We start from the raw sequence: 14,431 nt of genomic DNA on the forward strand, positions 1-14,431 counted from the left end.
GGATCAGCTCCCAACTCCTTATTGGGCTTTTCGCCCATGAAAAACACAAACGATCCGCCTTTCATTATCGTCTCATAATCGATAAAACTTTTATGGTATGGCTTGTCATTAAGCATCATGCGCTGCACATAAATTTGCTCAGCGCCATTATTTTCAGCTTTTATGGTAAATTGGAGCCCATTTTCAAGGTTAAGGGTAACCTCATCGAAAATGGGCGAGCCCAGTACAAAAATACCATCAGCGGGATTTACCGGGTACATGCCCATGGCACTTAAAACATACCACGCCGACATTTGGCCGCAGTCTTCATTCCCTGCCAGACCATCGGGTGCATTTTCATAAAAATCAGTCATAATGCGGCGTACCATCTGTTGGGTCTTCCAGGGTTTACCGGCATAGTTGTACAAATAAGCTGTATGGTGTGAGGGTTCATTACCATGCGCATACTGGCCAATGAGTCCTGTAATATCAACCTGGTGCCTGCCCGTGGTTTTATTTTCTACCGTAAACAGACTGTCGAGTTTGGCTGTAAAGGCATCATCACCTCCCATCAATTGAATCATACCCTGCACATCCTGCGGTACATAAAAAGTATATTGCCAGGCATTGGCCTCGGTATGATGAAAATTCACCTCACGCGGATCAAACGGGGTTAACCAGCCGCCATTTTCACGGGCTCTAAAAAAGTTTGTTGAAGGATCGTACAAATTTTTATAAAACTGTGCCCTGTTAAGAAATTGTTCAGTTACGGTTTCATTATTCAACATCTGCGCTGACTGGGCTATACACCAATCGTCAAAGGCATATTCTAATGTCTTGGAAACTGATTCATGCTCACGGTCCAGCGGAATTACGCCCATTTCCCGATAAGCATCAAGCCCAAAATGGTCTTGCATTGCACTATGCTGCATGGCCTCAAGTGCAAGCCGTTGATTAAAGTCGCCAATTCCCTTTTGTATGGCATCGGCGATTACAGGAACGGAATGGTAGCCAATCATGCAATCGGTTTCATTTCCGGCCAGTTCCCAAACTGGTAGCCGCCCACCCTGCTCATAAATGCGTAGAAACGAATGAATAAAATCATTGGTTCTGGCCGTATCCATCAGCGTATAAAGCGGATGTGTGGCTCTGTAAGTATCCCATAAAGAAAAAACGGTATATTGGGGATGTGCACCTGCATGATGAATAGCAGAATCATGACCGCGGTAACGTCCATCCACATCAGTAAAAATATTGGGCACAATCATATTGTGATACAAAGCAGTATAGAAACTCACCTGTTGATCGTGAGTTCCACCCTTAACAACAAATTTACCCAATTCGTTCTCCCAGGCAGCCTGAGTCGCTTTTCTTACCTGATCGAAATCCCATGCTTCAATTTCTGCCTCCAGATTTTTTCTTGCCCCTTCAACATCAACAGCCGAAAGTCCCACTTTTACCTTTACCTCATCTGGCTCTTCAAAAAACAATGCTGCTTTAAGTTTTTTACCCGAATAGCGTTTTTGAGTTTGTAATTCTTTTCCTTTATTCCTTACTTTTAAATCCATTACAGGTTCACTGAAACGCATAACAAAATAGATGTATTGATCGCGTGCCCATGCTTTGCTTCTGCGCAAACCGGCAATTTCGCTATCTGAGATCTGCTCAAACCATGCATCTATGACCTGATCACGGTGATTAAGGTCTAGTATAACGTGTGCTTCTTCGGCATTGTGAAACTGATATTTATGAAATCCACAATGAGCAGTTGCCGTGAGCTCCACATCCACATCGTAATCATCGAGTGAAACACTATAATAACCGGGTTCAGCATACTCTTTTTCATGCGAAAAATGACTAAAATAACCTGTAGTATCGGGATACCCATTTTGCCATACAACCGGTCCTGTGCGTGGCATCAGCAACACATCGGCGTAATCGCTCACACCCGTGCCACTCAGGTGGGTATGACTAAAACCATAAATGCGCTCGTCGCTGTAATGATAGCCAGAACAACCATCCCAGCCCGTGAGCCGGGTATCGGGACTTAATTGTACAAACCCGAAAGGATAAGTGGCGCCGGGGTATGTATGTCCGTGGCCTCCGGTACCAATGAAGGGGTTAACTTTTTCAATTAGGCTATTGTTGTTGCTGCATGATGTAAAAAGCAGCATCAATGCTGTTGCAAGACCCAAAAACTTCATATTGCAGTATATTTAGCAGTAGCAATGCTACTTATTTTGACTCCAGATGAGTGCCGCTGCGCCTAGTATGGCAGAATCGATACCGGGCAGTCCTGATTTTTCGATGCGCACCTTTCCCTTGTAGATGCTCAAGAGATTGGCTTCCATATGTTCGCGCACGGGTTTAAGCAACAGTTCTCCGGCATTGACCACCCCGCCGGCAATAAAAATAGCCTTCGGGCTGGTAATGGCCACAAAATCGGCCAGTTTCATCCCCAGTGTGCGACCCGTAATTTCAAACACCTTTTGCGCTACCACATCTCCTTTGGCGGCCAAATCGGCAATTGTTTTCGACTCCAACTCACTAAAGGGTATATCTGCCAGTTTACTTTGAAAGTGATGAATAGATAACTGTTCTGCAGCTGTGCGCACAATACCTGAAGCAGAAACATAAGTTTCCAGGCAACCTCTCCGACCACATCCACATACGCGCCCGTTGGGATCGACCACAGTGTGTCCGGCTTCTCCGGCCATACCATCGTGCCCGTACATTAATTGTCCGTTTACAATAAAACCACTTCCAACACCAGTACCGAGGGTGATGGTAAGAAAATTATCGATCATTTTACCGTTGCCAAAAAGCTTTTCGCCCAAAGCTGCCGCATTGGCATCGTTCGTAAGCCTTATTGGAATTTCAGGGAAATGAACCTGCAGCTTCTCGCAAAAAGGTACAATTCCTTTCCAATCGAGGTTTGGAGCATGTTCTATACTTCCATTATTAATATTTCCGTTCGGGGCACCAATGCCAATGCCAACCAATGAAACTGCATTTGTTTTCACCAAATCATTTATTAGCCGGGACAAATCTTCTAGATAAGCAGAAAAATCCTTTCCGTGGGCCCGGGTTTTCATTGATGCTCTATCAAGCACATTTCCCTCATTATCAACCAATCCAACTTCTGAGTTGGTACCTCCGATATCAATACCTGCAACTATATCCTTCATTTTACAATTTTTTTAAATTCCATTTCCGGGGTTTGTAACCCTCTTTGCCATAAAAGGCCAAATAAATATAAGAAAATATGGGCACAAAAAACGACATGTGCACCGAAACAGCATCTGCTACCGCTCCCTGTATCAGCGGAATAATTGCGCCCCCCAGTATCATCATTACCAGTAAGGAAGATCCCTGACTTGTGTGTTTACCCAAATCGCGAATGGCCAGTGTAAAAATATTGGACCACATGATAGAGTTAAACAAACCTATTGCCACAATGCACCACATAGAAACAAGACCTCCGGTATACAAAGCTGTTGTTAGCAATACAATATTCATTAATGCAAAAAGGAACAGGGTACGATGAGGCAGGCTTCGGCCAATGCGGAATGCAATCAGGTTCAATATAAGGAAACCGGCAAACGGATATACCTGGCTTAAAGCAAATGTAAATCCGCTTTCGATGTATACAATCAGGTAAATCAGCATAAAAACACCAAAAGCCGTACCGATCATTTTCAGTGTTTTTTGCATCGATTGGCTGGTGCTTCCCATGCTAATTGCTCCCAAAAAGCGACCAATCATTGCTCCGCCCCAGTAAAAGGCAAGGTATGACTTAGCCAGCATTTCGCCTGTATTGAGTTGCTGCTTAATATAATTGATCATGATACTGCCAATACTCACTTCGGCGCCTACATACATAAAGATAGCTATCATACCAAAAACCAGGTTCCTGTAACGCAAAGCGCCTGCAGAGAATTCGACCTCTTCGCCCTCGGTTACCCGGGGCAAATTGGTTTTATACACGATTAAGGCCAAAACAAAGAACATGGCTGCAAAAATCATATACGGAGCCTGTACGGCAAAGGCAGTCATTTGTGCACCATCATCAGTAAATATTTGATTACCTGCACTATTTAGCAATGGTTGCCCATACTTAGCAAAATAATGAAAAATAAGGTAGCCTCCAATGATCGGGGCAATGGTAGTACCGAGGCTGTTGTAACCTTGTGCCAGGTTTAAGCGCGAAGAGGCAGTCTCGTCGGGTCCGAGAATAGCCACATATGGATTTGCTGTGATTTGCAATAGGGTAAATCCCAAACCTAAAATAAAAAGTGCACTCAGAAACAGCTCGTAACTGTGCAGCGCCGCAGCCGGCCAAAAAATAATCAGCGCCGAACCACTGACAAGCAAACCTGCTATTATACCCTTTTTGTAACCAAGCCTCAAAACTGGATCTCCTTTGGTAGCCGATACAATAAAATAGGTTAATGATCCGATAAAATAAGCACCAAAAAAGGCAAACTGAACGAGCATAGCTCTGAAGTAATTCAATTCAAAAACCTTTTTGAGGTATGGGATCAGAATATCATTCATGCAGGTAATAAATCCCCACATAAAAAAAAGTGTAGTCACTACAATAAGCGCCAGGCGGTTTGCAGACGTTTTACGGGCATTTTCCATAGCGAATTATCATTAAAAATCCGCTAAAGATGCCAATTTTTCGGCTTAACTCAAAATAAAATCATGCCCATGGAGCAGCAGGAATCCGAACGCGGAAGGTTGTACCATATCCCACTTTACTCTCCACATCGATGGTTCCTTCGTTCTTCTCCACAAAGCTTTTACAAAGCATTAACCCGAGGCCTGTGCCTTTTTCCTGCTCCGTACCTTCGGTAGAGTAACTCTCTTCTGCACTAAACAAACGTTTAACATTGTCAGGAGAAATACCAATACCCTCATCACGCACAGCAATTTCAATAAAAGCACCCGATTCTTTTGCTGAAATATGTATGTGCTTATTACGAGGTGTAAATTTTATTGCATTCGAAATCAGGTTGCGCATCACAGTGCTAAATGATTGATAATCGGAAAAAACATGTAAGTCTTCAGGAACATCTTTTTCCAATTTCAGATTCTTATTTTCAAACGAAGTTGTAAACAGGCCCAATGTTTCATCCAAAAGTGCTGCCAGGTTATGTTTCTGTGGGTTTATTTCAATCTTATCTCTTTGAGTTCTTGACCATTCGAGCAAATTGAGCAACAGGTAATAGGTTTTTTGTGATACTTCGTTTAAATCTTTAAGAAATTGCAAGAGTTCTTCAGAAGACAATTCTTTATAGCGGGCCAACATCAGCTCTGTAAGCCCCAAAAGAGAGTTAAAAGGACTGCGGAGGTCATGTGCAATAATGGAAAATAGTTTATTTTTGGCACTATTGGACTTTTTAAGCTCTCGCTCTACTTTTTTAAGCTTTCGTATATCGGTGTCGATTGCCACAAGGTAAATGAGCTCATTATTGGCATCCATAATGGGAGAAAGCGTTGTTTGAACCTGAATTTTACTTCCATCGTGTGCCTCAACAGTCGATTCATAATTTACAGATTTCCGTGTGTCGATTACCTGCTTTATCAATGTCTCGATGTACTTACTGCGTCCGGCTGTCTTCAGATTATTGCCAAACCGCTGCTGCATTTCGCCCAAAGAATAACCATACAAACGTTCAAATCCCCTGTTTACCCATTCAATTTCTCCATCTTTATTAGTAATGATAATGGCGTTGTCAGTTTCACTGGCTGCAACACTCAACTTTCTAAGTTCTTTATTCATTATGGCCATCTGGTCTGATTGCCTTGAGACCTCTTCGTTTTTCTCTTTCAATTCTTCATTGGCATCCTGTAGCTTCTGAGTACGCTCATCCACAATTTTCTCCAGATGCACATTCATATAATTCAGCTGATTACTTAGCACTTCAGCACGCGAGAAGGTACTTGTAAAACGGGAGGCAAGCAAATAGGCCTGTGATACAACGAAAAAAACCAGGCCCGTGCTGAACCATGAACCATTGGAAAACAAGTAATGGGCTGATAAAATATCATGCACAACTGTAACAGCTAATACCAAAAAGCCCAATAAAAAGGTTTTACTGCCGGGTTCGTTACTGCCAAGAATACGGTAAAGCACTATGAAAACATATCCGATACACACAAATGTAAACAACTGATAAACAACAACTGAATACGTAAAAAAACTTACAGGTGTAACCAGTACAACTAAAGAACCTAAAGCTCCAAAAATTAATACTGTCCTCAATATATATTTATCGACGCTTCTGGGGAAAAGCTCTGCTACAAATTTCAAAAACAGTGGAATAGAGAGATAAAATGTAAGGTATTCAATCTTCACAGTCCAGAACCAGTCTACATAAAACATATCCAGGGCTGGAAAATAACGACCTGAAAACAGAAGCCTGAAGGCAGCAGCAAATGTCCAAAAGAAAAAATAAAGTGATGATTTTTCTTTACGCCTCAACAAATAAAGGCCGGCATGATATAAACTCATCACCAAAATACCTCCAAACAGCAAAAAAATAAAATTGATTCGATTTTGCCGCCTTAGTTCCAGCTTACTGGCCTTTGAGATCCTGATTTCGCGCCAGACCCCTCCTTTACTGTAATCAAAATTGGTTACATGAATAGTAATTTTAACCCGCTTTGATTCAGATTTAAATGTGGCTATTTGTGTATTAAATTCAGGTCTATATGTTTTTGCTGTACCATAAGGTTCTCCAACTTTTTTTATTAATTGTCCATCGACGTACAGCGCATACGAACTGGCTACAGAACCTAGATCCAGGCCATATTCCAAAGTCGTGTCGGGTAAAATTAAATCAAGCTCATAGGTGCCGTACCCGTTTTTACCCATAACTGAGTCACCTACCTCCTCATTATTCCACGATTTGCCTGTTTTAATAAAATAATGGTTAGATAGGGTATCGGCAGAAAAAACATGTTTTCCCGGTACAAAATACCATTTACATGTAAGTTTACGAAAAGTATCGGGGTTCCACTCAAAAAGGTCAAGCACACCATAGCTATTGGCAAGTGCTCCTGGCAAAGCCAAAAAAAGCAGACTGTAAATCAACAATATGTGCTTAACGCTTTTCATCCGTTTATAATTTTGATTTTAGTGGTCATAACCTGTCCCGATGACTAATCGGGATGGAACCGCATGATGTAAAATAATCATTCCTGCTTGTGTGTTTAAGAATTATTTTAATCATGCTTGTCTCATTGAATTAATAAAGATACGGAATTTTATAGAACATAAAATTTCACACCCAGGAAACGAAGCTACCTATGAATTGTTTTTTGCTCATCACATAAAAAATAGTTACTTTGGATACAAAGTGTCTATAACATGGAAGAGCTATTTGAATTCGTCAAATCTTATACCGGAATATCAATTTCGCTACAAATAAAGTTTTATAAAACGATCATAACGGCATTGGTAATCTGGATTCTTTCGCGCATTAGCATCGGGCTTGTTCATAAGTGGGTTGAAGACCTGAAGAAACAGTACCGCTTGAGAAAGATCATTAAACGGGTATCTTTTATCATTTTCATTTTATTGGTAGCAGATTTATGGCTGGTAAAGTTCGATTCACTGGCCACATTTTTTGGTCTGGTTTCGGCAGGTTTAGCAATTGCCCTTAAAGACCCAATCACTGATTTGGCAGGCTGGCTGTTTATTATTTGGCGAAAGCCATTTGAACTATCAGACAGGGTGGAGGTAGGTGAGCACAAAGGCGATGTAATTGATATTCGCTTGTTTCAATTTACACTCATTGAAATAGGCAACTGGGTAGGTGCCGACCAAAGCACCGGACGGGTAATTCACATCCCCAATGCATCGGTTTTTAGCCATAAACTGGCAAATTACACCACAGGTTTTCAGTACATTTGGGATGAAATAAGTGTTTTGGTAACATTCGAAAGCGATTGGGAAAAAGCAAAAGCAATTATTCAGGAAATTACGACACATCATACAGCTAAAGATGTGGAGCATGCCCAGCGTGAAATAAAACATGCTGCAAAAAAATATCTTATATTTTATAAAAACCTCTCTCCTAAGGTGTATACAAGTGTAGAAGAAAGTGGTGTACTACTTTCAACGAGATACCTTGTAATTTCAAAAGAAAGAAGATATATGGCAGAGCAGATTTGGGAAGATATTTTAAGAAGATTCAAGCAAAACGACGATATAGACTTTGCTTATCCATCTATACGGTATTACGACAACAGAAACGAAGGCAAAAAGCCTCTGCGAGCCGATTAAATTATTGGGCATTAGCACCAGCAATACGCTGCACAACGTCCTTTACAGAATGTACTTTATTAACCCTGGCAATTGAAGGACCTGCGCAAAACACCTTTTGATAATCAGGACCCACCACGTAGTGTTGATAACGATTTAAACCTGCACCGGCAAGCGCCTTGCGTAATACGCGTCGGGTACGTTTACGCTTTTTCAGTTTACGCTCAAGCCACGATCTTTCATCGCCTATTGACTTAATGTAGCTGGTTTTTATAACTGTCATTGGGACACCTGAAATTCGTTTTGTAAGAATAATATCTGATGCACCGCCCTCAATAATAGCCTGTTTATACTCATCACTTACATTGCTTTCATGCGTAGCGATAAAGACCGATCCAACAGAAACCCCGGCTGCGCCCATATCCATCACTTTTTTCATCTCCTCACTGGACGAAACTCCTCCTGCAGAAATTACAGGAATATCAAACCTGGCCTTTAAATCTGAAATAAGCTCTTCGGCAGTATAGATTCCGGCATGTCCCCCGGCATCTTTATTCACAGCAATGAGCGCATCGGCACCTCTCTCCACAGCTTTTGCAGCATGACGCTCATGTATAACATCACAAAAAACCCTTACACCTAGCGGTTTTACTTTATCTATTACTTCTTTAGGATCTCCAAGGGAAGTGATGATAAAATCAACTTGCTCCTCAGCACAAACCTGCAGGTTTTCATGAAATAATTCATTACCAAAATCCAATGTCAGATTCACCCCAAAAGGAGTTCTGTTTTTCGATTTCAAATTACGTATACCATTCCTCAAAGCTTCCGAACTTCTGTAATTATGAGCAACCAAAGCCCCGGTAGCTCCTGCATCAATAGCTGCAGCAACCATATTCTCATTGGTTACCATAAACATAGGCGAAAGCAATAAGGGATATTTAATATTTAGTAATTTATCCAAAGTCTTCATAAGTCAATATCAATATCTACAGATTTGCAAAAACACATATCAAATAACAAGCCAATGGTTTGTAAAAACATAAAAAGCAAATATGTTTTAAATAAAACACAGGTTCTTATATACTGTTAACAAGCTAAAAGCATTATTTCATCTAAAAAAATACCAGTTACCTCAAATTAGAGGTAACAGAATCGTAACACTATCGTACAAGTTCCTAATTAGCACAAAGTTTTACTAACTTTGCAATAAGTTATAAAAATACTATTTTTGATTAATAGAGACATTCAGTTATTAGCAATCAATACATTTCAAAAATAAATAAAATGAAAAAAAGCATAGTGCTATGGATTATGCTCTTGTTCCCGCTACTTTCTATAGGGCAGGTTAAGGAGCCGCAGCTATTTGATGACCCTACACTGGTGGCTGCTAAAAACCAGGAAGCAGAATTAGCCTACAACAAGGGAATACGCCATTTTAACGGCGGTAAATTTGAACAGGCAGTAGCCAGCTTTAAGCAGGCACTGAAACATGATGATAAATTTGCCAAAGCATATTTAAACCTGGGGAGTACACAAATCAGGCTGGAAAAATATAATGAAGCCATTGAAAACCTCTCCATGGCCGTAAAAATAGACAGCAATCTGGCATATGCTTATTACAACCGGGGAAGGGCTTATGATTTAATGGAAGATTTGCAAAATGCACATGCCGATTATTCAAAAGCCATAGAACTTAAACTAAAAAACGCCAACCTTTATTATTACCGTGGTGTAATTGATTTCAGGAATAATGAATATGATGGTGCCATTAGCGATTTCACAATTGCCATTAATCTAAATCCTGATTTTACTTATGCCTATCATGACCGTGGTAGTGCAAGAAGAAAGGTTGAAAATTATAAAGGTGCGATTGAAGACTACAACAAAGCCATACACCTTGACCCGCAAATGTCAATGGCTTACAACAACCTGGGCTCAGTAAAACGGGCCAAAGGCGATTACAAAGAAGCCATTGAAGAGTACAGCCTTGCCATCAAGATGGATTCGACCATGCATCTGGCATTCAACAACCGTGGTTTTGCCCGCTATCAGGACAAAGACTTCGAAGGTGCCGTAAAAGATTACAAAAAAGCGATTGAGATAAAGCCCGATTATCTTTACGCTTACAATAACCTTGGCACGGCATTAATCAAACTGCACAAATATGAAGAAGCCATCGAAAACCTTACAAAAGCAATTGAAATGAATCCTGATTACGGCATAGCATACATGAACCGTGGAAACGCCAAAGAAATGCTCAAAGATTTCGATGGAGCCTGTGCCGATTGGAGCAAAGCAGTTGAGCTGGGAGTTGAGAGAGCAAATGACTTTTTGATTTATTGCAACGAAAAATAAAACCTGAAAACATGACCATCATGCGATATATATTTCTCATACTTATCTTTGCTTTTATCAGCAATACGGGATTTAGCCAGCGGGTTAAAGTAAAACTCGACAACGACAAATTCACTGAATTCAAGGAGCGCTGGAACACCAAGAAACAAGTAAGAAAAGGCAAGAGGGCTTTTAAAGATGGTACTTTTGCATCGTACAAACAGGCAGCTGTGCACTTTCAAAACGCCTACGATAAAATCAGCGATAATGCTGCATTGACTTATATGCTCGGTATGTCATATTTGAAATCGGTACCTGCCGACAAAGCCTTATATTACCTTGAAAAAGCTTACAACCAAAATAAAACAGCACATCCTGACCTGGTTTTTTATTACGCCAGGGCATTACACCTCAATTACAAATTTGAGGAGGCCATCTCAAAATACAATGAATACAAAAACACCCTTACAGCAGAACAACTGGGGTATAAAGATAAAATGCTCAAAAAACGCATTAGCGAATGCAGGTACGGAATAGACTACATGGCTGACACAGCCAGGGTTTTTACGACATCCATTGCCGCTATTAACTCAAAATACGACGATTTCGCTCCGGTGATTCCACCCGATGGCACAAAAATGTATTTTTCATCGAAGCGTCCATACGACAAGCACGACGACATTTACGAAAACACAGGCCAATATACCGAAAACATATTCTGGGCCGGCAAACGCGAGCGCGACTGGCTTTTTAAAGGCAATTTATCGAAAAAAATAAACGAAAAACACAACAACGCTGTAATAGGACTCTCTCCTAACGGCATGCAACTCTTATTATTTGACGGACAAAAAAACAATGGCGATTTATACAAAGCTGAATACAAAAAAAGCAAATGGCGGTCGCCTAAAGATAAAGAATTTAGCAAAGTTAACTCAAGCGCCCGCGAAAGCTCAGTGACAATAGCCTATGACAACCGCACAATGTATTTTACCAGCGACCGCGATGATGATCAGAAAATTGGCGGGCAGGATATTTACAGGTCAATGCGCAGAAAAAGTAATAAAAAATGGGGTAAACCGGTTAATGTAGGTGGGACACTAAATTCTATATATGATGAAGAGGGGGTCTTCCTGCATCCGAGCGGACAAACCATTTATTTTAGTTCCAAGGGACACACCAGCATGGGCGGATACGACCTATTCAAATCCGAAAAACAATCGGATGGTACATGGAGCTCACCAGAGAACCTCGGATACCCGATTAATACACCTGGCGACGATTTATTTTTTGGCGTAACAGCCAACGGCCGTTATGGTTATTACAGCTCAAGAGGCCGCGATGGTGATGATTTTGATATATACGAAATCATATTCCTCGGACCAGAAAAGCCACTCATCCAAAGCTCGGAAGATATGCTCATCGCCAGCATGGCCAAACCCATTACAGAGACAGTAATTGAAAAAACTGTTGATATTAAAACCATAAGGCTTACCATTGTAAAAGGTAAAATTTACGATGCAATTACCAACGACCCGATTCAGGCAGAGATTGAAATTACCGACAATGAGGCCGATTCTGTAATTATGACAAGTGAATCAAGTGAAGGCGGAGAATATTTGGTTTCGTTACCTTCTGGTAAAAACTATGCCATGACTATTAAAGCCAAAGATTATCTGTTCCATTCAGAAAACTTTAATATACCACCTGCCACCAAATACCAGGAAATTGTGAAGGATATTGAAATGAATAAACTGGCAGCAGGAACAAAAGTAATCCTGAACAACATTTTCTTCGAATTTGGGAAAGCAGTATTACGCACAACTTCCTATCCAGAGCTAAACAGAGTAGTAAAACTCCTGGAAGCTTACCCAAAACTTAAAATCGAAATCTCCGGCCATACGGACAACAAAGGTTCGCTGGCTGTAAATAAAAAAATATCAGAAAAACGCGCAAAATCAGTTGTCGATTACCTTGTAGCACAAGGGGTTGAGCAAAACAGACTAACTTATAAAGGTTATGCCTATCTGCAGCCCGTTGCAAGCAACGATACAGAGGAAGGCAGACAAAGAAACCGTCGCGTTGAGTTTAAAATTATAAGTCATAAATAACAATCCAAAATACCGGGAACATGCTTGGAAAAAAAATCAAATATCTAATTCAAATACTGGCAGCAACATTTTTGATGCTGTGGGTTACAAGTAGTTGTGTTGATGACAACTTCGATCTTGATAAGCTTAGTATGCACATGGAGAATGAGTCGCAATGGAATTTCCCAGTTGTATCTACCACATTTGCGATGGAAGATATCCTTAACCTGGTCGATAGCAGCGGGCTCATTTATACCGATGATGAAGGTCTTGTATACCTGGTTTATTCCGATACAGCCTACACGGCAATTGCCGAAGAGGAAATAGTTTTCCCCGATCAGAATTATGATACCATCTTTAACGAACAAGATTACCAGGATGCAGGCGGATTCAATAACGATACTGTAAAAATGGTGAAAGCTGATGTAAATTACCTTTTTGTAGCATCAGCCGAGAACCAACTGCTCGACAGCGTAAAAGTAAAATCCTCGTTACTTGATATAGATGTAAATTCAAGCTTTGAATTTGAAGGCGATTTAACATTAACCTTCCCCACACTCAGAAAAGATGGCCAGCTATACCAAAAAGTAATCGATATAAACAATGCATCGGGGAACTTTAGTTATTCTGAAACATTCGACGATCTCGACGGCTACATGTTGGATTTTACAGAATTTGCAATCCCAGACTCCAACGTATTCTTTATCACCTATGAACTTGAGTATTATGAAAGCACCGGAAGCGGCAATGTAAATGCAGACGATATTTGCGATATCGATGTAACATTCAGAGATATTGAATACGATTATGTATGGGGCTATATTGGTAATCAATTAATCAACATCCCGGAAAACAATATTTACATTGATCTTTTCAATGAATTTGAATACGGGGAATTTCAACTGTATGACCCAAGATTAAAAATTAATATTTTTAACTCTTTCGGTATCCCGGTTGGAGTTTTTATGAATACATTACAACTAAAAGTTGATGACACTTGGGAAGATGTTACCGGTTCAGACATCCCAACCGAAGCAAACCCCTGGCACATACCAATACCGGAATCCAACTACCCTGAAATTCCTGTAGCCGATACAACTATTATGATTACAGGACAGGGATCAAATATTGATTCGCTAGTCTCCAGACTACCCAACAACCTGAAATTTGCCGAAACTGTAGAGATCAACCCCGATGAAACCGGTATGCGAAACAACTTTATGGCTGCTGAAAGCCGCGTTGAAGCAATAGTGGACTTTGAAATACCAATTTGGGGAAGAACCTCAGGCATTACCTATTCCGATACCATTGACATGGACCTGGGCGATATTGGAGATGAGAACGATTATTTGGATTATTTAAACCTGAAGCTCACAATTGGAAATGGATTCCCGCACAATATCGGGGTAAAAGGTTACCTGATGGATTCCACATACAATATTGTAGATAGCATACCAAACAGCAACGACAACCCAAATGATACACTTATAATAGTAGAATCGGGCATTATCGGAGCTGACTCACTCATCAATCAGGAAACAGGTAAAACTGTTGTAAGTTCCACCATTACATATGAAAATGAAAGTGTAGATGTGATAGACAACGTAAAATACATGCTACTAAAAGTAAAATTCATGACCACAGATGGAGATGCACCAGATGCGCCATATGTAAAGTTCTATGATTTTTATGAAATGGATTTCGATGTAAATGTGGACTTCAAACTTGATGTAAACGAAAACTTGTAAATAAT

Annotated in this window: 9 protein-coding genes; 4 read left to right on the top strand and 5 right to left on the bottom strand. The window is 40.5% G+C overall.

Going from position 1 to position 14,431, the window contains the following annotated elements:
- The 4 genes from VJ937_RS05030 to VJ937_RS05045 all read right to left on the bottom strand — a co-directional run.
- The coding region (locus tag VJ937_RS05030) for a GH92 family glycosyl hydrolase (protein WP_324065802.1) at positions 1-2,183 on the bottom strand (2,183 nt) is incomplete at its 3' end.
- A 27-nt stretch (positions 2,184-2,210) separates the two neighbouring features.
- Positions 2,211-3,167 carry an ROK family protein gene (locus VJ937_RS05035; RefSeq protein ID WP_057952190.1) on the bottom strand — a complete coding sequence of 319 codons (957 nt, stop codon included), beginning with the start codon at positions 3,165-3,167 and terminating at the stop codon, positions 2,211-2,213.
- 1 nt (position 3,168) lies between these two features.
- Positions 3,169-4,623 carry a sugar MFS transporter gene (locus VJ937_RS05040; protein WP_324065803.1) on the bottom strand — a complete coding sequence of 485 codons (1,455 nt, stop codon included), beginning with the start codon at positions 4,621-4,623 and terminating at the stop codon, positions 3,169-3,171.
- A 61-nt stretch (positions 4,624-4,684) separates the two neighbouring features.
- Positions 4,685-7,105, bottom strand: a complete 2,421-nt coding sequence (locus VJ937_RS05045) for an ATP-binding protein (protein ID WP_324065804.1) — start codon at positions 7,103-7,105, stop codon at positions 4,685-4,687.
- A gap of 252 nt (positions 7,106-7,357) precedes the next feature.
- Here VJ937_RS05045 and VJ937_RS05050 point away from each other — a divergent pair, with 252 nt between their 5' ends.
- Positions 7,358-8,275 (top strand): mechanosensitive ion channel family protein, encoded by a 918-nt coding sequence (locus VJ937_RS05050; protein WP_324065805.1) that lies wholly within the window; start codon positions 7,358-7,360, stop codon positions 8,273-8,275.
- Position 8,276: 1 nt separating this feature from the next.
- Here the strand turns inward: VJ937_RS05050 and VJ937_RS05055 are convergent, their stop codons facing one another.
- Entirely contained in the window at positions 8,277-9,227 is a 951-nt protein-coding gene (locus VJ937_RS05055) for a nitronate monooxygenase (RefSeq protein ID WP_324065806.1), read from the bottom strand.
- Between the two features lie 314 nt (positions 9,228-9,541).
- On the opposite strand from VJ937_RS05055, the gene VJ937_RS05060 reads away from it, so the two are divergent.
- From VJ937_RS05060 to VJ937_RS05070, 3 genes are read left to right on the top strand one after another with little or no spacing between them, the layout of a single operon-like run.
- Positions 9,542-10,612 carry a tetratricopeptide repeat protein gene (locus tag VJ937_RS05060; RefSeq protein WP_324065807.1) on the top strand — a complete coding sequence of 357 codons (1,071 nt, stop codon included), beginning with the start codon at positions 9,542-9,544 and terminating at the stop codon, positions 10,610-10,612.
- A 20-nt stretch (positions 10,613-10,632) separates the two neighbouring features.
- Positions 10,633-12,699 carry an OmpA family protein gene (locus VJ937_RS05065; RefSeq protein WP_324065808.1) on the top strand — a complete coding sequence of 689 codons (2,067 nt, stop codon included), beginning with the start codon at positions 10,633-10,635 and terminating at the stop codon, positions 12,697-12,699.
- A 20-nt stretch (positions 12,700-12,719) separates the two neighbouring features.
- Positions 12,720-14,426: a hypothetical protein gene (locus VJ937_RS05070; RefSeq protein ID WP_324065809.1), complete on the top strand. Its 1,707-nt coding sequence runs from the start codon at positions 12,720-12,722 to the stop codon at positions 14,424-14,426.
- Positions 14,427-14,431 lie beyond the last annotated feature (5 nt).

This window comes from Salinivirga sp. (assembly GCF_035268865.1).
In the GTDB taxonomy this organism is placed as follows: Bacteria; Bacteroidota; Bacteroidia; order Bacteroidales; family Salinivirgaceae; genus Salinivirga.